Annotated in this window: 19 protein-coding genes and 1 tRNA gene; 10 read left to right on the plus strand and 10 right to left on the minus strand. The window is 70.1% G+C overall.

Going from position 1 to position 19,244, the window contains the following annotated elements; translation table 11 throughout:
- The first annotated feature begins 62 nt into the window (after positions 1 to 62).
- A complete protein-coding gene (locus tag HHX30_RS23065) occupies positions 63 to 1,673 on the plus strand; it encodes a cellulose-binding domain-containing protein (protein WP_311922751.1) in 1,611 nt (536 codons plus the stop codon).
- Between the two features lie 146 nt (positions 1,674 to 1,819).
- Here the strand turns inward: HHX30_RS23065 and HHX30_RS23070 are convergent, their stop codons facing one another.
- The gene (locus HHX30_RS23070) at positions 1,820 to 2,650 is read right to left on the minus strand and encodes a M15 family metallopeptidase (RefSeq protein ID WP_249350323.1); all 831 of its coding nucleotides are present in this window, start codon (positions 2,648 to 2,650) and stop codon (positions 1,820 to 1,822) included.
- Positions 2,651 to 2,842: 192 nt separating this feature from the next.
- On the opposite strand from HHX30_RS23070, the gene HHX30_RS23075 reads away from it, so the two are divergent.
- The 6 genes from HHX30_RS23075 (at position 2,843) to HHX30_RS23100 (ending at position 8,977) form a co-directional block, all read left to right on the plus strand.
- Complete coding sequence (locus tag HHX30_RS23075; protein WP_311922754.1) at positions 2,843 to 3,676, plus strand: prolipoprotein diacylglyceryl transferase family protein; 834 nt, start codon at positions 2,843 to 2,845, stop codon at positions 3,674 to 3,676.
- Positions 3,677 to 4,050: 374 nt separating this feature from the next.
- On the plus strand, positions 4,051 to 4,344 hold the full coding sequence (locus tag HHX30_RS23080) for a hypothetical protein (protein WP_169984044.1): 294 nt from the start codon (positions 4,051 to 4,053) through the stop codon (positions 4,342 to 4,344).
- A complete protein-coding gene (locus tag HHX30_RS23085; protein ID WP_311922756.1) occupies positions 4,341 to 5,909 on the plus strand; it encodes a radical SAM protein in 1,569 nt (522 codons plus the stop codon). Before HHX30_RS23080 ends, HHX30_RS23085 begins: the two co-directional genes overlap by 4 nt.
- On the plus strand, positions 5,906 to 6,250 hold the full coding sequence (locus HHX30_RS23090; RefSeq protein ID WP_249350324.1) for a hypothetical protein: 345 nt from the start codon (positions 5,906 to 5,908) through the stop codon (positions 6,248 to 6,250). The genes HHX30_RS23085 and HHX30_RS23090 overlap by 4 nt, the downstream gene beginning before the upstream one ends.
- Before the next feature lie 74 nt (positions 6,251 to 6,324).
- A complete protein-coding gene (locus HHX30_RS23095) occupies positions 6,325 to 7,293 on the plus strand; it encodes an ankyrin repeat domain-containing protein (RefSeq protein ID WP_169984045.1) in 969 nt (322 codons plus the stop codon).
- A 502-nt stretch (positions 7,294 to 7,795) separates the two neighbouring features.
- Positions 7,796 to 8,977, plus strand: a complete 1,182-nt coding sequence (locus HHX30_RS23100) for an ATP-binding protein (protein WP_142567879.1) — start codon at positions 7,796 to 7,798, stop codon at positions 8,975 to 8,977.
- Between the two features lie 105 nt (positions 8,978 to 9,082).
- Here the strand turns inward: HHX30_RS23100 and HHX30_RS23105 are convergent, their stop codons facing one another.
- Both HHX30_RS23105 and HHX30_RS23110 read right to left on the minus strand, forming a co-directional pair.
- Complete coding sequence (locus tag HHX30_RS23105; protein WP_169984046.1) at positions 9,083 to 9,913, minus strand: MauE/DoxX family redox-associated membrane protein; 831 nt, start codon at positions 9,911 to 9,913, stop codon at positions 9,083 to 9,085.
- Positions 9,914 to 9,916: 3 nt separating this feature from the next.
- Entirely contained in the window at positions 9,917 to 10,903 is a 987-nt protein-coding gene (locus HHX30_RS23110) for a hypothetical protein (RefSeq protein ID WP_311922761.1), read from the minus strand.
- A 260-nt stretch (positions 10,904 to 11,163) separates the two neighbouring features.
- On the opposite strand from HHX30_RS23110, the gene HHX30_RS23115 reads away from it, so the two are divergent.
- On the plus strand, positions 11,164 to 11,664 hold the full coding sequence (locus tag HHX30_RS23115; protein WP_169984110.1) for a SigE family RNA polymerase sigma factor: 501 nt from the start codon (positions 11,164 to 11,166) through the stop codon (positions 11,662 to 11,664).
- Between the two features lie 9 nt (positions 11,665 to 11,673).
- Here HHX30_RS23115 and HHX30_RS23120 read toward each other — a convergent pair whose 3' ends face one another.
- Positions 11,674 to 12,534 (minus strand): thermonuclease family protein, encoded by an 861-nt coding sequence (locus tag HHX30_RS23120; protein ID WP_169984047.1) that lies wholly within the window; start codon positions 12,532 to 12,534, stop codon positions 11,674 to 11,676.
- 336 nt (positions 12,535 to 12,870) lie between these two features.
- Positions 12,871 to 13,368 (minus strand): MarR family winged helix-turn-helix transcriptional regulator, encoded by a 498-nt coding sequence (locus tag HHX30_RS23125; protein WP_169984048.1) that lies wholly within the window; start codon positions 13,366 to 13,368, stop codon positions 12,871 to 12,873.
- Between the two features lie 98 nt (positions 13,369 to 13,466).
- On the opposite strand from HHX30_RS23125, the gene HHX30_RS23130 reads away from it, so the two are divergent.
- The gene (locus tag HHX30_RS23130) at positions 13,467 to 14,030 is read left to right on the plus strand and encodes a YceI family protein (protein ID WP_169984049.1); all 564 of its coding nucleotides are present in this window, start codon (positions 13,467 to 13,469) and stop codon (positions 14,028 to 14,030) included.
- A 190-nt stretch (positions 14,031 to 14,220) separates the two neighbouring features.
- Positions 14,221 to 14,310 (plus strand) — tRNA-Ser (locus HHX30_RS23135).
- Between the two features lie 113 nt (positions 14,311 to 14,423).
- Here the strand turns inward: HHX30_RS23135 and HHX30_RS23140 are convergent.
- From HHX30_RS23140 to HHX30_RS23160, 5 genes are all read right to left on the minus strand, one after another.
- Complete coding sequence (locus HHX30_RS23140) at positions 14,424 to 15,773, minus strand: site-specific integrase (RefSeq protein WP_211592376.1); 1,350 nt, start codon at positions 15,771 to 15,773, stop codon at positions 14,424 to 14,426.
- On the minus strand, positions 15,773 to 15,949 hold the full coding sequence (locus HHX30_RS23145; RefSeq protein ID WP_169984112.1) for a helix-turn-helix domain-containing protein: 177 nt from the start codon (positions 15,947 to 15,949) through the stop codon (positions 15,773 to 15,775). The genes HHX30_RS23140 and HHX30_RS23145 overlap by 1 nt, the downstream gene beginning before the upstream one ends.
- Positions 15,949 to 17,526 (minus strand): replication initiator, encoded by a 1,578-nt coding sequence (locus tag HHX30_RS23150; protein WP_169984113.1) that lies wholly within the window; start codon positions 17,524 to 17,526, stop codon positions 15,949 to 15,951. The genes HHX30_RS23145 and HHX30_RS23150 overlap by 1 nt, the downstream gene beginning before the upstream one ends.
- An 89-nt stretch (positions 17,527 to 17,615) precedes the next feature.
- Positions 17,616 to 17,771: a hypothetical protein gene (locus HHX30_RS23155; protein ID WP_169984050.1), complete on the minus strand. Its 156-nt coding sequence runs from the start codon at positions 17,769 to 17,771 to the stop codon at positions 17,616 to 17,618.
- The gene (locus HHX30_RS23160) at positions 17,768 to 19,195 is read right to left on the minus strand and encodes an FtsK/SpoIIIE domain-containing protein (protein WP_169984051.1); all 1,428 of its coding nucleotides are present in this window, start codon (positions 19,193 to 19,195) and stop codon (positions 17,768 to 17,770) included. Before HHX30_RS23160 ends, HHX30_RS23155 begins: the two co-directional genes overlap by 4 nt.
- Between the last annotated feature and the right edge of the window lie 49 nt (positions 19,196 to 19,244).

A 19,244-nucleotide genomic window follows, 5' to 3' on the forward strand; every position in this document is an offset into this window, starting at 1 on the left:
TTGTGGGGTCAGGAGTAATTCCTCGGTCAGGGGCCCTGCGCGACCTTGCAAGGAGCTCGGTTGTGAAAAGCAGAACCAGAACGGGTGCCGGGGTGATCAGCGCCCTCGCCGGAGTCGTCGCCCTGACCGCTGTGGCCACCGCCGGGTCGGCGCAGGCCGCCACCGGGTGCGCCGTGACCTACACGACCAACGACTGGCCGGGTGGGTTCACCGCCACCATCACGATCGAGAACCTGGGCAGTGCGATCAACGGCTGGACCCTCGGGTTCACCTTCCCCGACAGCGGTCAGAAGGTGGGCACCGGCTGGTCGGCCACCTACAGCCAGAGCGGGCAGAACGTCACCGCCACGAACGTGGACTACAACGCCGCCATCGCGACCGGCGCGTCGTTGTCTCTCGGGTTCAACGGCAGCTGGTCGGGGTCCAACCCCAAGCCCACCTCGTTCACCTTGAACGGTGTCACCTGCACCGGCTCCACCACCACCTCATCGCCGACCCCGTCGCCCACGCCGACACGCTCGCCCTCGCCGTCACCCAGCCCCACACGCTCACCCTCACCCTCGCCCTCGCCCTCGACGACGCCGTCGAGTGGTGCGGTGTACGTGTCGCCGACCGGCAGGGACGGTGCGGCGGGGACGCAGTCCGACCCGACGACCCTCACTTCGGCGATCACACGCGTCGCCCCCGGCGGGACGATCTACCTGCGCGGCGGGCGGTACGCCTTCGCGCAGACGATCACCATCGCACCGGGCAACAACGGCACGTCGAACGCCCGCAAGACCCTGTCCGCCTACCCCGGTGAGACTCCGGTGCTGAACTTCTCGGCCCAGAGCGAGTCCTCGTCGAACCGCGGGCTCGTCGTGAACGGCTCGTACTGGCATGTGTACGGCATCGTCGTCGAGCGGGCCGGCGACAACGGAATCTACGTCGGCGGCAGCAACAACGTCATCGAACGCACGGTGACCCGGTTCAATCGCGACACCGGGCTGCAGCTCGGGCGGATCGCCTCCGACACCCCCCGCGACCAGTGGCCGTCCAACAACCTCATCCTCAGCGCGGAGTCGCACGACAACGCCGACTCCGACGGCGAGGACGCCGACGGCTTCGCCGCGAAGCTCACCACCGGCACCGGCAACGTCTTCCGCTACAACGTGTCCCACAACAACATCGACGACGGCTGGGACCTCTACACCAAGACGGACACCGGAGCCATCGGACCGGTGACCATCGAGGACTCCCTGTCCTACAACAACGGCACCCTCACGGACGGCAGCCAGGCCGGCGCCGGCGACCGCAACGGCTACAAGCTCGGCGGCGACCAGATCTCCGTCAACCACATCGTCCGGCGCAACATCGCCTACCGCAACGGCCACCACGGGTTCACCTACAACAGCAACCCGGGCACGATGTCGATCTCAAACAACGTCGGCATCGACAACGCCGAGCGCAACTTCTCCTTCGACGCCGGCACCTCGGTGTTCCGCAACAACACCTCGTGCCGCAGCGGCAGCGGGTCCAACGACAAGACCGTCGGCAACGTCGACAGCTCCAACCAGTTCTGGTCCGGCTCGAACGGGTCCCGGTGCTCCTCCTACACCGGCGCCATGGGCTGGTCCTTCGCCTCGGACGGCCACCTCGTGGTGACCTTCGGCGGCAGGCCGGTCACGCCGTAACCGGTCGTCTCGTCAACCGGCATGGGCTCCCCGGCGGACTGCGGCTCAGCCCTGCCGGCCGCTCACTGGGTCACCGGCGGGGGGACCCGCCCACCGCGCCGTACGCGATGGGCGGGGCCCGCGGGGCGGCTTGCGCGGCGCCGGTCTCAGCGGCCGTTCACGGAGAAATGCTGGTAGTCCTTGGCGCCCGACCACGAACCGCCCCAGCCCCAGCCGATCTGCTCGAAGGCCCGCACCACGCGGTCTCCGCTGTTGATCACGCCCGGCTTCTTGAGCGGCCGGTCCACGAACGCGTCCGCGTTGCGGTGGGCGTTCGAGCCGTTCGCGTAGACGTACGGGTTCTCCCGGGGGTTGAGGTCCACGGCGAGGCCGTACGCGTGGTTGGACCAACTGCCGGATCCGGTGGCGTTGCGGCAGTTGAAGGCCGAGGTGTTGTCGGCCTCGATGGAGTCGTAGTCGCTGCCCTTGTAGACGTCGACGGGCTCCATCCGGCGGATGGGATAGCGGAGGTCGTAGAGCTTCTCGAAGACGGAGGCCACGTCTTCGGCCACCTTCTTGTTGACCACCAGCGTGCCGGTGTGCGCCTTGTCGTCGAAGCCCCAGTAGGTCATCGTGATCTTGCGTAGCCCGCTCAGCGGAACCGGGCAGCCCGGACGCCACGAGTGCCTGACCTCGTCGCGGGACACCGTCTCGATCTTCGCCGAGAAGGGAGGCGGCCCGCTCGGGCTCGGCGTGGGCCCGGTCTCGGGCGTGGGCGAGACCGGTACGGCCGAGGGCGTGACGGACGCGGACGAAGCCGGCGCGGCCGAGGAGGCGGTGGGCATGGGCGAGTCCGATGCCGGGGCCGCCGGGGCGGTCACGGACACCCGGGTCCGGGCGGTGGCGGACGCGCCCGCGTCGCCGACCCCGCCGCAGCCGGTCATCCCGACGAGAGCCGCCATCACTACCACTGACCTGCGGTTCCACAAGGAGGTCATAGGCGCAGGTTACCCGTGGGCGAGACATGCGCCGGCGGTCGCGCGACACTCCTGTGGACAACGGGATTCCTGTGGACAAAACTTCGGCGGTTGAACGACTAGCCGTATAGAACCGGAATCGACATACGGAAGGGGCGCAAGCCGTACGAATTGACGATCGGAATCGTCGTGTGCCGCCGCTAGGGTGGCGTCGTGCTTGAGGAGCTGCGTTTCGGCGGGGTGATCGTGCCGACCCACGCGTTTTTCGTGGGCCTCGGCGTGATCCTCGCGAGCGTGGTGTTCGTCCTGGAAGCACGGCGCCGGGGAGCCCTGCGGGAGGAGTCCCTCGTCGCCGTCACCGGCGCGCTGGTCGGCGGGGCGATAGGCATGCGACTGTCCGGGTGGGCCGAGCATCTCGACCCCGCCCTCAACCCCGGCCTCGTCGAGGCGTGGATGTTCGGTGCCCGGAGCATCCTCGGTGGCCTGACCGGCGCGTACGTCGGGGTGCTGGTCGCGAAACGGCTGATCGGCTATCGGGAGCGGACCGGCGACCTGTTCGCGCCCGCGGTCGCGCTCGGCATGGCCGTCGGCCGCATCGGCTGCTTCCTGACGGAGGCCCCCGGCCGTCCCACGAGCCTTCCCTGGGGTGTCCACGCACCCGCCACCGTGCCGGAATGCCCCGGTTGCGTGACCGGGCAGGCCATGCACCCGTCGTACCTGTACGAGACGGTCTTCCAGCTCGCCGCATTCGGCGCGCTGCTGTGGGCCCGGAGCCGGGTCGACCGGCCGGGAGAGCTGTTCACCCTGTATCTGGGCGCGTACGCCGCCTTCCGGTTCCTCGTCGAGTTCACCAGGGCGAACGAGACGGTCTGGCTCGACCTGACCCGCCCGCAGTGGTTCCTCGTCCCGGGCCTCGCGCTCCTCGCCGTCCGCCTCGGGATCGGATACCGCAAGGGCTTCTACGATCGGCTGCTCCCCCGCCGGGGCGAGCGGCGACCGCTGTCACTGGGCGCCCGGCTGTCGCCCGCGGCCGAGGAGGAGAGATGAGCACACCCCCCGAGCCGCCCGAGCGGCCGGACGAACCGCAGCACGGCGATCCTTCCGGGCGGCCGCCCGTCCCGCCGCCTCCCGGCACGCCGCACGGTCCCGGTGGCCCGACACCGCCTCAGGGCCCCGGCGGTCCGACATTGCCTCACGGTCAGGGTGCGCCACCGCCGTCGTACGGCCCGGGTGGTCCACCGCCTCACGGTCCGGGCGGTCCGCCGCCGTCGTACGGCCCGGGTGGCCCATCGCCTCAAGGTCAGGGTGGTCCGCCGCCTCATGGCCCGGGCATCCCGCCGCCGCCGTGGGGTGCGCCGCCGCCTTACGGTTTGCCGTATCGACCGCCTGCGGCCCAGAGCTCGACCGGCGTGGTCGTCGCGATGACGATCGTGGGGATCGTGGCCTACGTGGTCATCAATTTCGTGCTCTTCCTCGCGACCCTCGCGGTGGCGGACGGAGTCGCGAGCGACAACAAGAACATCGCGCTCATCGGCGGATCCGTGATCCTGGCCGCGATCGCGTTCGGCGGCGGAACGCTGCTGTTACTCCTTCGCAGGCCCTGGTCGCGCGGGCTCGGGATGGGCCTGATGATCGGCTGGGCGCTCATGACGATTTTCACCGCCGGCTTCTGCACCGGGGTCAACCCCTCGCTGTACACGGACGGTGCCCTGTGAGCACGGGAATGCCCCTGCGGGGCGACCGCATCCTCCGCTACGTCAACGCGTTCTGCCCCCGCTGCCACGACGAGCGGCCGGACCGCCCGCTGGCGGAGGTGCCCCGCCTGTCCGGCTGGCTCGCGGCCCGCGACGGGCGGGTCTACCTGGAGCGCGGCTGCCGGACCCACGGCATGGTCAGGACCCTCTACGACGAGGACCCGGAGATCCTCGCCTACCTGGAGGAGTGGACCGCCCCCACCAAGGCGCATCTGCCCGACGTCGCCGGGAACTTCGACCCGGTCCCGGAGGCGTACCTGCGGGGGCTGCCGGAGATGCAGACCCAGCACACCTGCATCCTCCTGGAGGACGTGGCGGAGGCGTGCAACCTCCGCTGCCCGACCTGCTTCACCGAATCCTCGCCCGACCTGCGGGGGATCGTGCCGGTCCGGGAGGTGCTCGCCAACGTGGACCAGCGGCTGGCCCGCGAGAACGGCCGTCTCGACGTGCTCATGCTCAGCGGCGGCGAGCCGACCCTCCACCCCGACCTGCCCGAGCTGCTCGCCGAGCTGACGGCCCGGCCGGTCACCCGCATCCTGATCAACACCAACGGGCTCCTGGTGGCCCGGGACGACGCCCTGCTCGACCTGCTCACCGAGCACCGCGAGCGCGTCGAGATCTACCTGCAGTACGACGGCGTGTCGGCCGAGGCGTCCCGCCACCACCGGGGCGGTGACCTGCGGCGGCAGAAGGCGGAGGCGCTGCGGCGGCTGTCGGAGCGGGAGATCTTCACCACGCTCGTCATGACGGCCGCCCTCGGCGTGAACGACGGCGAGATCGGCGACGTGGTGCGCCTCGCCCTCGAGACGCCGTACGTCGGCGGCGTGTCGATCCAGCCGCAGTTCGGGTCGGGGCGATCCGGGGTGATCGACCCGATGGACCGGCTCACCCACACCGGTGTGCTCAAGCGCCTCGGCCCGCAGACCGGCGGCCTGGTCACCTGGCGCGATCTGACCGCCCTGCCCTGCTCGCATCCGCACTGCTGCTCGGTCGGCTACATGGTCAAGGATGACGCCGACCAGTGGCGCTCGCTGACGGCGTTGGTCGGGCACGACCGCCTCAAGGAGAACCTCGGGCTGGTCTCCAACCGCATCGCCGACTCGGAGATCCCCCGCCAGCTCCGCATGGCCGTGCAGGAGTCGCTGCTCGGCCTGCTGTCGGAGCAGTCGTCGCTGTCGCACCCCGAGATCGGCAAGGTCTGGCGCGACATCTGCGAGAACTGCGACCTCGGGCTGACCACCCTGCTGACGCTCGCATCCTCGGCCCTGCCGGGCCGCAGGAAGCGGCTGCGCCGGCTGCTGGGCGAACGGGTCGTACGCATCACGATCAAGCCCTTCATGGACATGTCCACGATGCTGGAGGAGCGGCTGGTCCAGTGCTGCGTCCACGTCGGCACCCGCTCCGACCAGGACCAGTGCGCGCCGTTCTGCGCGGTTCAAGCCTGGCCGGCGCTCGCGCGCCAGCGCCTGTCCGCCGTCGCCGCGACCGACCCCGGCGTACGGCTCCCGCTGCTGGAGATCACATGAGCCTCCCGCACGGGAAGCCCGGCGATGGGGAGACAGGCCCGACGGGAGTCGCGTACGAGCAGGCCCTCGCGGCGCGGGCGTCCGAGGGCGGGCAGGCCAAGCCGTACGATCCGCTGAAGCTGTGCGTCTACGCGACGGTGGCGCTGCTCGCCTGGCTGTTCGGCGCCTGGGCCGTGCTCGGCTTCGCGGCACTGGGGTTCGCCGGATACTGGCGAGCCCGCCGCGCCGGGCTCACCAGGAGCAAGTGCTATCTCAGGGACACCCGGCTCGTCCTCGCCTATCTGGGCTTGATCGCCCTGCTCGCCGCGGCGGCCCTCGTGCTCCCGCACCTGCCTCGTTAGCTGGGCGCGCAGCGCCAGGCGAAACTGTCGGTGGGCCTCGCCATGATCGGCGTACCTACTCACCGAGGAGCATCATGGCTGTCGCCCAGGAAGCGGACTGGTCCGGCATCGGCTGGGACGCCTGGAAGAGCCTGCGGCTGATTCGCGCCCGGCTCGACGCCGGCGCCGACCCCAACTCGGGGGTGTTCTTCCACGGACGGCCCTTGCACGCGGCCGCCGAACAGGGCTCTCCCGATGTGGTGGCGGAGCTGGCCGCCCGCGTCGACGACGTGGACGCCGAGCACGAGGGCCGTACGGCTCTGTGGACGGCCGTCTTCGCCAACCGTCCGGACAACGCCCGGATCCTGGCCGAGGCCGGTGCCGACCCGTGGCGGCCGATGATGAACGGCTGGTCGCCCGGACGGCTGAGCCTGGCCACGCGGACCCCCGACCTGTTCGCCCTTCCCGCAGGCAAGACGGGGCTTTCCGAAGCCGAGCTGAACGCGGTGGCCGAAGCCCGGCGTCTCGTCGACGCGTTGGGCGACTTCTACTACGACGGGCTGAGTCTCGCCTGCGCGGCCGGTGTCACCGCGGCCGAGGCGGTACGCCGCCTGGAGGCCGTCCCGGTCGACGGCGCCGAAGTCGAAGCGCTCTTCGAAGACGACATCTTCGAGAACTTCGACGAGAGCCTCGAAATCGTCGGCGTCACGGATGTGCCCGGCGGTTGTGTCGTCACCCAGCCCTGGGGATACATGTCGTCCACCCCCGGCGTCACGAAGCGCCTGTCGGCGGGGACCGTCTGCTACGCCATGTACGCCAATCCCAAGAGCGGTAACCAGGGCAGTGTCGCCCGGGACGGCGAGATCGTGGAGTGGGACACCCACCCCGGTGGCGGCCACCCCTCGTCAGACGACTTCGCCGAGGAGATCCTCAACAGCTACCTCTTCCGCGGACGAGCGATCGCGTACTGCTGCGCGGGCGCGGGCCTGCGGCTGGCCGACGCCGATGCCGTCGAACGGCCCGGCATGTGGGTGAGGCTCCCCGAACGCGACTACTGGAACTGACTGCCAGGACGAGGCCTACGAGCGCACGGGCTTCGGTCGCCGAGCAGGTCGGCAGACAAGCGGTGGGGGCGGCGTCGCGCCGCCGATGACGGCGCGCAGGGCGGCTGCCGGGGCCGTTCCCGGGACCAGGGACGGCGGGGTGGGGTGTCGCTGAACGACGGTGTTTGACGGAGCTTTCGTGGAAAGCTCGCGCAGGTGTTCGATGACGCGCTACAGTCATGCCCATCGGATCGAACACGGGTTCGGTCGAGTCCTGCCAGGTAAGGGGTGTGTGATGACTGTGCCCACGGTGTCCGCCACCCCGGTTCCGGCCGGCGCCGTTCCCGTGACCGGCGATCCGGTCGTGCCCTCCCCGGCTCCGCCCGCTGTCGTCCCGGTCGTCCCGGCCCAGGCTCCGCCCGCCGCCGCGCGGTGCGTGCCGCGGCCGCGGCGGGCGACACGCCGTAGCACTCTCTACGGAAATCTACGACGGCCGCTATATCCCGTCATAAAGTCCGAGAGCGTGGACCCCGTGCGCAATCCCTACGCCCCCGGCGCCGGTCAGCGCCCCCCGGAACTCGCCGGACGCGACCGCGAACTGCAGCAGTTCGAGATCGTGCTGGAGCGGGTGGCCCGGGGCCGCCCCGAGCGGAGCATGGTCCTCACCGGCCTGCGCGGCGTGGGCAAGACCGTCCTGCTCAACACGTTCAAGTCCATGGCCATGCAGCGGCTGTGGGGCACCGGCAAGATCGAGGCCAGGCCCGACCAGTCGATCCGCCGCCCGGTGGCGGCCGCGCTGCACATGGCCATAAGGGAACTCGCCCCCCGGCACCGTGCCCCGGAGCGCATCGAGGAGTTCCTCGGCGTGCTCAAGGCGTTCGCTATGCGCGATCCCGCCGCCGCGAAGGGCACCTCGCACTGGTCGCCCGGCATCGACGTGCCCGCCGCGCGCGGCCGGGCCGACTCGGGTGACCTGGAGATCGACCTGACCGAGTTGTTCGTCGACGCCGCGGGTGTCGCGACGGACCTCGGCGTCGGCATCGCGCTGTTCATCGACGAGATGCAGGACGTGCAGGCGCCGGACGTCTCGGCCCTGTGCGCGGCCTGCCACGAGCTGTCGCAGAACGGCGGCCCGCTGATCGTCGTCGGCGCCGGCCTGCCCCACCTGCCGAGCGTGCTGTCGGCGAGCAAGAGCTACTCCGAGCGGCTGTTCCGGTACGCGCGCATCGACCGGCTGGACCGGGACGCCGCCGACCTGGCGCTCATCGCCCCGGCCGCCCGTGAGGACGTCGAGTTCACGCCCGACGCGCTCGACGCGTTGTACGAGGCGGCCGACGGCTACCCCTACTTCGTCCAGGCTTACGGGAAGGTCGCCTGGGACCTCGCTCCGCGCAGCCCGATCACGGCCGAGGACATCAAGGTGTCCGCCCCGGAGGCCGAGGAGGAGCTGGCGGTGGGCTTCTTCGGCAGCCGATACGAACGGGCCACGCCCGCCGAGCGGGACTACATGCACGCCATGGCCCAGCTCGGCGACGACCCTGTGCCGACCGCCGAGGTGGCCGAGACACTGGGTCGCAAGCCGTCGAGCCTGTCCCCGGCCCGCGACAGCCTGATCAAGAAGGGCCTGATCTACAGCGCGGAGCGCGGCGTGATCGGGTTCACCGTTCCGCATTTCGGGAGGTTCCTTCGTGCGCAGCCGCTCTGAGCGGCGCGCCCATCGACCTCTCTACGGCTTTCTAGAGGGGAAGCTAGAGAGCCGTAGAGAGCTGAAGTGAAAGACCTCGATGCGGGAATCTACGCGTGTATAGCGTCAGGCCGATACAGGCGTAGATTCCCGCAGAGAGGCATCGCCGCGGTCATCGGCCGAGGTCACGTGGCCGTCGGCCCCGACCACGACGGCGCGTACGGCGGGACGCCGGCCGCTGAGATGCACGGCGAAGACGACCTCCGCGTCGCCCTGGGTGGGGAAGACGAAGAAGCGCCAGCACAGTTCACGCCACATGTCGGACGGCTCGTCCGTCAGCAGCGACCCGGCGTGGGCCCGCCACGCCTCGCTGGCCCGCAGGCGCGACAGGGCACGTCCGGGCGGCATCGGCCGCTGCTCGCACGGCGCACGGTGACGCAGGCGCGAGACGATCTCGTTGATCTCGGGTGAGAGGGCGAGCAGCAGGGCGGCCCCTCCGGCCGCCCAGGCGGCCGTCTGTCCGGTGAGGGCGGGCAGCCCCGTGGCGTTCTGGACCGCGACGAGGGCCGCCATGGCGGTCAACGCCGCCACCCGGCCCATCGACCGCAGCCCGACCGGGGCGGCGCTCACGTCACCGAAGCAGCCGCACCCCACGTCCGGCCGCCGCCTGCGCAGGTCCCACAGGACGTACGTCGCCACGGCGAAGAACGCGGCCGGCAGCCACCGGGCGGCCGGGTGATCCACGACCAGCAGGCCGGTCGCCAGCGCGAGCTCGACCAGGGAACAGGCGTACAGGGCGGGCCTGGCGAAGCGCTCGGGCATGAGCACCGCCGGGCCGAGCCGGGCCAGCGCGCCGGGCGACTCCTCGCGCCCGGCCGTGGCCAGTTTGGTGACGCCGCCCAGCGCCAGTGTCACCACGAGGATCGGCAGCGCGGCAGCCGCGATGGTCGAAAGCACCGGTCACCCCAATCCGACGCGGGCATTGAAGCAGCCCTTGGTCAAGTCTCCCCCAAGCGCGACATAGGAGGACGCGGCGAGTTCCACGACCCGGCCGCGCGGGGACGTGCCGCATTCCAGGCATCGGTCGCAGAACCGCCCCGTGAGGCACCCGCACGCGACGATGGGCAGCACGTCCGTCCGGCCGTCGCACACGTTGCGTACGCGCAGCAGCGAGCCCATCGCGAGGTACGGCAGGCCGGCGCAGGAGGCGCCGGCGTCGTCGCAGCCGCTGTCCTCGCGTTCGAGCATGGGGTAGGCGACACCCTTCGCGACGCCCTCCTCCGCGAAGTCCGGAAGATCCGCCCACACCGCCGTGCCCGAGATGCCCGCCTGGCCTCCTCCGTACGCCGGCGGAGACGGGGGCGCGGCCGTCGCTCGGTACGGCGGTTGCGAGGTCGCCGGGAGGTGCGCGAACGTCGCGCCCTGGTCGAACAGCCCGATGGCGTCGAACAGGTAACCCGGCTCCAGCTTGGGGTGCCGCACCCGGATGCGCCCGGAGGAGCGGTAGGGAACGACGATGGAGCGTTCCCGGCGATGCGGACCGCAGTCGAGCTCGACGGTGAGATCCCGCCGGCCGTGGACCTCCCGGATGACGCCGGTGATCCGCGTGATGTCGGCCCAGATGCGCTCGGCCACCGTGCCGCCGCGCAGCGCCCGGATGACGACCCTCGCCCCGGCGGGCAGATCGGCGGGCGCCACCGCGCCCCCGCGCCAGGCGGTCGCCCACGGCGCGATGACCAGGCGCCGCTGCTCGCCGCCGGCGGTCTCCAGGATGATCAGGTGCGGGCTCACGTCGAGCAGGTCGCCGCTGACCACGTCGAACGGCGTCGTCTCCTCCGGTGACCGCGGCGCGGGCCCGGGGTCGCGGCCGAGCACCGCCGCCGCCAGCGTCCGCCGTCGCTCTCCGGCCCGGTACGGCATCGCCCCTTCCACGTCCTCCAGCCTCACATGCCGGACGGGGATGGAGAGGTGGTTTTCCGGGCGATGGTGGCGTCCGGGATCAATATTCCTCCTCCCGGTGCAAGGCGTTGCCATCCGTTTCGGGCAAACCACTGCCTGACGGGACGTGTGGCACGCGCGCGCGGGCCGCCACCGGGTTGCCTGGTCTTTGCCCACGCGGGTGCGAAACCTGGATTTCGGTTCAGCCGGATCCGGGAGCGCGGCTGCGATTCTGGCACGAGATGCCTCTCTGGCCGGGTTGGTGATCCCTGATCGTGAACCATGAGGAGTTCCGCACGTACGTCCAGTGTCGTGGGGCGGCCCTGCTCCGTGTGGCGAACCAGTTGACCGGGAACCCCAGCGACGCCGAGGACCTCCTGCAGACGGCCCTCGCCCGTACGTACCTCGCGTGGGACCGGATCCGCGACCGGTCGTCGCTCGACGGCTACGTGCGGCGGGCGATGGTGAACATCAACATCTCCTGGTGGCGGCGGCGCAAGCTGGAGGAATACCCCTCCGACGAGCTGCCCGACGTACCGGTGCAGCAGGACGCGCGGCACCGGTACGACGAGCTGGAGCAGGCGCTCGACCGCCTCCCCGCGCGGCAGCGTACGGCGATCGTGCTGCGCTACTACGAGGACATGACCGAGCCCGAGATCGCCAGGACCCTCGGGATCAGCGTGGGCACGGTCAAGAGCTCGGTCTCGCGGGGCATGGCCAAGCTGCGCGGCGACCTGGTCGTGCCCGACGCGAGCAAGAGCGTGAACTGACGCGCCGCGTCACCTCTCGCAGACCAGGCCGTCGCTGTCGCGGTCGATGTACCAGTCGTATTCGGGATCGATGCCGCGTCGGTACGGGCCGAATCCGTGGTCGTTCGCCTCCTCGCAGGTGCTGTACCTGGGGTCGGTCGCGCCGTCGGCGCTCGGCGAGGGGCTCGGAGTGGGACTCGGCGCCGAGTTGGACGCGGGGCTCGGGGAGGGCCGCACCGTGGCGACCGATCCGGCGGTGCTACCCGGCGGAATGGGCTCGAGGGAGTACGTCGTGCCGGGCGGGGCCGGGGACGCGTCCACGGGCTCGATCGGCGCCGGAGTCGCCGCGCCGGCTCCCGGCGGGGCCTGGAGGCTGCCGCGCTTGTCGTAGGTGTCGGCGGCCCAGCAGCCCGACCACAGCCCGAGCTTGTCGACCTGCGCGCGCACCTGCTCCCAGTACTGCCACTCGGTGTAGCTGTGCTCGGGGAAGGAGTTCACGGTCTGGGCCAGGCCGTTCCTGACCATGTCACCGTTGACGTAGACGCCCTTGGCCGACCACACGTAGATCAGGATGCGCTCCTGCTCGGGCACCTGCTCGGCGGCCCGGACGTACGCCGGCTTGCCGGGCGGCAGCAGGGCCTTCAGCCGGGCGGTGGCCTCCGGAGACCAGCAGACACCCTTGTCGGGGGCCTCCGCCTCCAGCAGACCGATCCGTACGGTCCTGCCGCTCGAGGTGACGACATCCGCGGTGTCACCGTCCACGATCTTCTTCACCGTCACCTGGACGGCGTCCTTCGGCACGGTCTTCGGCCGTGTCGTCGTGGCCGTCGTGCTCTTCGTCGTCGCGGGCTTCGCCGCCCCGGGGGTGACCGTCTTCGTGACGGTGACCACCGGCTGCGGGACGCTCGAACTCGTCGCGGCGGGCGTCTGCGCTGTGCTCGGACTCGGACTCGGACTCGGACTCGGGCTTGGGCTCGGGCTTGGGCTCGGAGAGGCCGGGGCCGCGGCGGCAGCGGAGGTGGAAGCGGCGACGGGAACCGCGAGGGCCGCGGCGGCGAGGACGGCGAGTGCGTGTGAGGGGAAACGCACGGGCGCTCCATGGGCTCGGGTACGGGGGACTGCGTCGGCTGTCGTGGAGCCGTTTCCTGAATTACGGAGTCCACCAGAAATCGATCGTTTACGCCAGTCCGTCCGGTCAGTTCCCTCGAATCCCGATTACGGCGAGGCTCAGCCCGTCTTGGCCCGCGCGGCCCTGCTCGCCTCCCGTACGCCGGCGGTCGCGCAGGGCCGTACGACGTCGCGGATCACCCGCAGCGCCTCCAGGAAGTCGGCGAGCTGGTTTTCGGTCAGCAGTCCGGTGAACCAGGTCTCGATGTCCTCGACGTGCTGGGGGAGCACCGTGCGCAGCCGCTCCGCCCCGGCGGTGCTGAGCACGGCGTACGAGGCGCGGCGGTCGCTGACGCAGGCATGCCGTTCGACGAGCCCGTCACGTTCCAGGCGGTCGACCACGCGGGTGATTCCGCTGGTCGACAGCGACGTCTGAGCCGCGAGGTCACTCATCCGCAGCCGTCGCTCCGGCGAACGGGCCAGCCGGATCAAGGTCTCGAAGTCGACTTCGGAAAGTCCTGCGGCGGCCAGTGTCGGGCTGGTCTTGCTCGACAGCCCGCTGAAGACCTCCGCGAACAGGCCCATCGCCGTGAGCCGGGGGTCGTCGAATGGGTCCATGGTCCAAGTCTACGGCACGATAGTTGACGCGAGGAATATTTTTCCGGTAGACATTTGCTTAGTGAGACATCCGCACAGCAACGATCAGGGGAGCAGCCATGAGCATCCGTGAGTGGGAGGGCCTGAAGGTCCCGACGGCCGGCGAGTTCGCGCTGGACAAGGCCCACACGCGCGTCGGCTTCGTCGTCAAGCACATGATGGTCAGCAAGGTCCGCGGTCACTTCGCCGACTACGAGGGCAAGATCGTCATCGCCGAGAACCCGCTGGAGTCGAGCGTCGACGTCGTCATCAAGGCGGGCACGATCGAGACCGGTGCGGCCGACCGCGACGGCCACCTGCGGAGCGACGACTTCCTCGCCGCCGACAAGTTCCCCGAGGTCACCTTCCGCAGCAAGCGGGTCAGCGGCCTGTCGGGCAACGAGTTCACGCTCGTCGGCGACCTCACGATCCGTGACGTGACCAAGGAGGTCGAGCTCAAGGTCGAGTTCAACGGCGCCGCCAACAACCCGTGGGGTCAGGAGATCTTCGGGTTCGGCGCGGAGACCGAGATCGACCGCGAGGAGTACGGCCTGACCTGGAACCAGGCCCTGGAGACCGGTGGCGTCCTCGTCGGCAAGAAGGTCAAGATCGAGATCGAGGGCGAGGCCATCCGCCAGGCGTAGCCTGTGTCGGGCTGAGGCGCGATATCCACACCCTGTGCACAGCCCTTGTCCACACCCTGTGGACAATGGCTGTGCACCGGTCCAATCGCCCCGCCATGTGAGTCCACAGAACTGATCCAACGCGGCACCGGCAATCCGCTTTGCCGCCTTGGGCGATCGCCGGTACGCTGTGCTGAGCAACGCGCTACCAGGAGGCTTCGCCTAGTCAGGTCTATGGCGCCGCACTGCTAATGCGGTTTGGGTCTTAAGCCCATCCGGGGTTCAAATCCCCGAGCCTCCGCAGCTCAGAGCCCCTCTCGCCGGTCTTCGGCGAGAGGGGCTTTTTGATCTCCACAGGGCCTCTAGTTGCAGTTCTAGTTGCAGTTGCTCTCAGCCTTCGGGTTGCGGGCGCTTTCAGTCCTCGCCCCACAGGGCCGCCCCCATGCGCTCGCTGGCGTCCTTCACCTGGGGACTGGCGATGTGGGTGTAACGCTCCGTGGTCGTCACTCGCGCGTGGCCGAGGATCTCTTGCACGACCCGGATGTGGACGCCCTGCTCGACGAGGAGTGTCCCCGCCGTGTGTCGCGCGTCATGGAGCCGGGCTCCCCTGACCCCGGCCTGGCGCAGGAGGGCCTTCCACATCTTGTAGTCCTCGCTGCGCTCCATTGGCCGGCCCCGCCTCGTCGGGAAGAGCAGGTCGTGATCCTCCCAGAGCTCCCCGGCCTCCGCGTGTTCGGCGTCCTGGCGCCTCTTGTGCTCTCTCAGGATCGGAAGCAGCTCGGGCGGGCACTGGAGCGTGAGTCGGCTGCGGCCCTTGCGTTGCCGAAAGACGATGCCGCCGCCCGTACGCTTCGGGCACCTGTCGGCGTGGCCGGTGCAGTCCTTGGCGCATGTTCGCGTCGGGCAGACGTGGCCGCGCTTTGTGCAGTCCTGTGGACAGCCGGGGTCGTGCTTGTGGACCTTGCACCGCGGCTTGCACGGCCAGCGGTGCCACTCCTTGCCGCACGCGTGAGGGTCGTCGCAGCCGTGTTTCCACGGTGCCCGCTGCGCCTGGTACCAGGCCTTGATCACGCCGGTCTGAAGGTCGACGAAGGACCACCGGAGGCCGAGCGCTTCGCCCTGGCGGATGCCGAGGGCCAGGGCCACCGACCAGCGGGCTGCGTTCCGGCGCGACTTCGCCGCCTCCAGGATCTTTCGCGCCTCGTTGCGCGTCAGCGGCTCCAGATCGGGGTCAGCAGCGACCGGCGCGTCCACGAGCGTGGCGACGTTCCTGGTGACCTTGTTCCGGCGTACGGCGATCTTCAGGGCGCGCGACAGGATGCGATGCACCTTGAGGACCGTGCTCGACGACCGGCCCTGCTCCAGCATCGTCGCGTACGCCTTGTCCAGATGCTCAGGGGCGAGTCGGTCGAGGCGGTGACGGCCGAGGAGCGGAATGATCCAGTGGCGGGTCTTGGAGCGGTAGTCGTCGAGGGTCCGAGGCGCCATCTTGCCCGACGCGACGAGCCGTTCGCAGATCACGTCGAGGTATTCGGTGATCCACTCGGCGACGGTCGGGACCTTGCCCGGCTTGGCCACTTGCCCGGTCTCGCGCTTGCCCTCCAGCTCTTGGACTTTGCGTGTGACCTCCGCCTCCGTCTTCCCCATCCGGTGACGGCGATCAGGGGACCCGTCCGGCTTGATGCCCACGGTCACCCAGCCGTGCCAGTAGCCGTCCTGGCCGAGGTAGATGGACGATCGCCCGTTCGGCTTGCGGTCGGCCATCACGCCGCCTTGGTTAGACGCCGGGCGAATTCCTGAAGGGCGTCAGCCGGAACGAGGCGGTATCCGTCGTACTTGACCGAGCGAAGCTCACCGGTCTTGATCAGCCGGAAGACCGCCGTACGGCTCATGCCGAGGACGACCGCCGCGTCTTTGGGTCGGTAGAAGAGTCTGTCCATCACGCTGCCCTCCCTTCAGTTGCCGAAAAACCCTGCCCGTCTGCCTCGGCTGTCAGCCGGGCCAGGTGGTTACGCCATCGCTGCCGTTCGTGGACCGAGCGGAGCAGGCGTACGCCGATCGGGGCCAGGTCGGGATCTCCGGGCTTGACCGGTCGCCAGATGTAGCGGTGGGGGTCGACCGGTCCGTCTTCGACGCCGAGGGCTTCCAGGACCCAGGTGCGGCGGTCCTGCTTGTGCTCAGTGAGGGTCTTGTTGGACCACTTGCGCGAGACGAGGACGCGGCGGCCCGCGTAGCCGAGGTGGTCGGGCTTGTGCGCCTTGCCCTTGCATCGGCCCGGGGCCATGCCCGGCTTGGCGCCCTTGGGCTGCACTCCGTACCGCAACCAGTTCGGGCACGTGGGCGAGCACGGCTCGAACCGCAACGCCTCAAGTAGCCGTTCGGCGTGTGCCTTGCGGCGTGGGTCGTCGGTGCCGAGGGCGTCACCGAGGCTCTTGGTCAGGTACTTGGAGAGGTACTGGATGAGCTGGTCGGCGTCCGGGGTTCCGGCGAGCACGCTCTGTATGTCGAGCTGGTCGCCGAAGCGGAGCACGTGCAGGGGTTCGGCCTCGTCGTCCTGGTCGAGGCGGTCGAGGGCCTGTTCCCAGGTCGGCAGCACTTCCCCCGTGGTCGGGTCGAGGTAGCCGGCCCCGTCCTCCCACACAGGCAGGTGGTCGCCCTCGAACCGCACGACATCAGTGGGCGGCCACCACACTTGGTGATACGTGGCCGCGACGATCTGCCGCAGCTCCGCACGGGGCAGGGTCCCGCGGATCGCCATGTGCAGGTGCGGAGCGAGCCGCTTCTGAGGCTCGACGGTGGCGAAGTACTGCACGTCATAGCCCGCCACACGACGGAGGTTCTGCACGAACCGATCGACCAGCTTGGAGAAGTGCAGCGCATCGCGAGCCGCCCGCGCGTAGTCGTAGCGGTCCGGGTCGAGGGGCGCGCCCTCCAGCACGCGGCCATAGGACGGCAGGGTGAGCGTGACGAACATCGACGGCCGGTAGGTCTTGCCGTCTGAGCCGGTGAAGGTCCGCCCGAGGGTGGTCTTGGTCATCTGCCGCTTGGGCAGGTCCGGGGCATCCTGCCGCCGCTTGGTCGAGCGGGAGCGCTTGCCGGAGGTGCGGCCGAGGACGTTGCCGCGCATCCCCGCACGGTTAATCTCCTCGTCCAGGTCCTCGTCGATGGCGGCGTCCAGGTCGGTGGTGTCGCCGCCGGCCTTTTCGACCTCGTCCCGCCATGCCTGGGCGTCGGCCCGCAGTTCCACGAGGTGACGCTGATAGTCGTCGGCGTTGTCGGGCAGGTTGACGGGTTCGTGGTCGAGGTGCCAGCCTTCCCGGCACTGCGCCCGCCGAAGCTGCCGGTTCCGCTTGGCGCACGGCGGGCACTTGCTCTCCAGGGTCGCCCCACAGGGCACGTCGATGACCTCAACCTGTCCGGTGAGGATGTCCTGCCGCCGAAGCGGAACCGGCCGGATACACACGCCGTACTGCTTGGCGATCTCCTCTACCACGTCCCTCGCGAGCGGTTGGGCCATGCGGACGGCCCGGGGCGTCGACCGGTCGTTGAGGCGAGCGGGGGAGGTCGGCTGGTCTCCCCCGGCCTGCTGGGCGTCGGTGGGGTCGATCAACTGTCCTCCTCTGCGGTCTCGGGGATGGTGAGGGCGGTCTGGCCGCATTCGTGGCACTCGACCAGGCCGCGGATGGGGTCGAGCCACAGGACGTTGAGCGCGCCGCAGATGGAGCAGCGCAGCCCGTCGAGGAAGTGCACCAGGCCGTTCATGCGGCCTCGCTTCGACCGCCGTACTCGGCGGCCATCTGGCGAATGTCGGCGTCGGAGACGTAGGCGGCCCGGACTCGCACGGGATCGGGGGAGGTTTCCAGCCGGACGTAGCCGACGCCCGCGCCCAGCTCCGGGACTGGTGAGATGTGGTCGGCGAGTGCTCCCCGGTCGCGTGCGCCGTCGCCGAGGACCATGTCCACCTGCTCGGACTCATCGAGCCGGAGGGCGATCTTGTCGGGGAACAGGTTGCGGATGTTCATGACCTCCTTGCGGGGGTCCTGGAGCGCGGCCATGACGCCGACTCCGACCGCGCGGCCCTGCGTGGTGAGCGTGGCCAGGGCCGCAGTGATGCGCTGGCGAAGCTGCTTGTCGGACTGGTAGGCGGTGAGGAACGCGACCTCGTCGACGAGCACCAGGACGAATGGGTCATCGACGGTCGGCGTGTGCGAGCGTTGGAGGCCGGCGAAGCGGTCGGCCCGCTCCTGCATCACGCTCACGGCGTCGTCGAGCAGGTCGGCGCACTCCTTCGGATCGGCGGCGTACCGACTGCCGAACAGGGCGCGGCCGAAGGACAGTTCCATCCGCTTGGGGTCGAGTGCCCAGACCTGAACGAGGCCCGCACGCATCGCGGGGAGCAGGCCGCGGATTGTCGACCACAGCCACGAGCCCTTACCGGCCCCGGTCGCGCCTGCGATGAGGACGTGCGTGCCGTGGAGCTTGAGCCGGTATGGCGTGCCGTCCTCGCATCGGCCGATCTCCACTGGCCCGACCTCCGCCGACTCGGGAACCGGGACGGCGGGCAGGGGTTCGGCGAGCGGGTCACGTCGGGGGAAGGTGAGCACGAGCCGTCCGGCCTTGGAGACGGCGATGCGGCAGGAGGGGGAGCCGAAGCCGTGGGCGAGGTGGTCGGTGCGGTCGGCCCAGTCTTTGACGGCCTGCCCGGACAGCATGCGCACGGTGACGCGGTCGGCCCAGCCGTCGCACTCGACCCGGAGCAGGCGGGGCAGGTAGTCGCGGCCCTGGAGGTGACGGCCGAGCCCGGACACGATCATCACGGGTTGCCAGTGCCGCCGGTAGATCCAGAAGCGGCGCCAGAAGGCCAGCAGCCGCCAGCCGATCCAGCGGGCGAACGATGCCCGGTCGGCCAGCACCCAGCCGAACAGCAACGAGAGCGGGATGGTGATCGCGGCGACCGCTGTGGGCCAGCCGTACCGGATCCAGATCACGCAGTGGACGGCGAGCACCGCGACCGCGATGGGGTGGACGACGAGGGTACGGACGAGTCCGGCGACCAGGTGGCCGAGGACGACCAGGATGGTGAGGATCGCCGGGGTCTGGACGACGGCCGGTTTGAACACGACCGCCGTGTCGGGAGTGGTGGACACGAGGTTGCGGACCTCGCCACCGGGAAGGCGCTTGAGCATAAGCTGAACTCCTCTCTTGTGATGCGCAGTCAGGGAGAGATCGAGGGGC

It is taken from the genome of Microbispora sp. H10836 (genome assembly GCF_012999525.1).
In the GTDB taxonomy this organism is placed as follows: domain Bacteria; phylum Actinomycetota; class Actinomycetes; order Streptosporangiales; family Streptosporangiaceae; genus Microbispora.

What these genes read in the sequence shown, in the direction of transcription:
- HHX30_RS23080 (WP_169984044.1), top strand. Translation starts at nt 4,051, where the DNA reads ATGACGATCGTGGGGATCGTGGCCTACGTGGTCATCAATTTCGTGCTC.
- HHX30_RS23095 (WP_169984045.1), top strand. Translation starts at nt 6,325, where the DNA reads ATGGCTGTCGCCCAGGAAGCGGACTGGTCCGGCATCGGCTGGGACGCC.
- HHX30_RS23145 (WP_169984112.1), bottom strand. Translation starts at nt 15,949, where the DNA reads ATGGACAGACTCTTCTACCGACCCAAAGACGCGGCGGTCGTCCTCGGC.
- HHX30_RS23140 (WP_211592376.1), bottom strand. Translation starts at nt 15,773, where the DNA reads ATGGCCGACCGCAAGCCGAACGGGCGATCGTCCATCTACCTCGGCCAG.
- HHX30_RS23160 (WP_169984051.1), bottom strand. Translation starts at nt 19,195, where the DNA reads ATGCTCAAGCGCCTTCCCGGTGGCGAGGTCCGCAACCTCGTGTCCACC.
- HHX30_RS23125 (WP_169984048.1), bottom strand. Translation starts at nt 13,368, where the DNA reads ATGGACCCATTCGACGACCCCCGGCTCACGGCGATGGGCCTGTTCGCG.
- HHX30_RS23150 (WP_169984113.1), bottom strand. Translation starts at nt 17,526, where the DNA reads ATGGCCCAACCGCTCGCGAGGGACGTGGTAGAGGAGATCGCCAAGCAG.
- HHX30_RS23130 (WP_169984049.1), top strand. Translation starts at nt 13,467, where the DNA reads ATGAGCATCCGTGAGTGGGAGGGCCTGAAGGTCCCGACGGCCGGCGAG.
- HHX30_RS23090 (WP_249350324.1), top strand. Translation starts at nt 5,906, where the DNA reads ATGAGCCTCCCGCACGGGAAGCCCGGCGATGGGGAGACAGGCCCGACG.
- HHX30_RS23070 (WP_249350323.1), bottom strand. Translation starts at nt 2,650, where the DNA reads ATGACCTCCTTGTGGAACCGCAGGTCAGTGGTAGTGATGGCGGCTCTC.
- HHX30_RS23155 (WP_169984050.1), bottom strand. Translation starts at nt 17,771, where the DNA reads ATGAACGGCCTGGTGCACTTCCTCGACGGGCTGCGCTGCTCCATCTGC.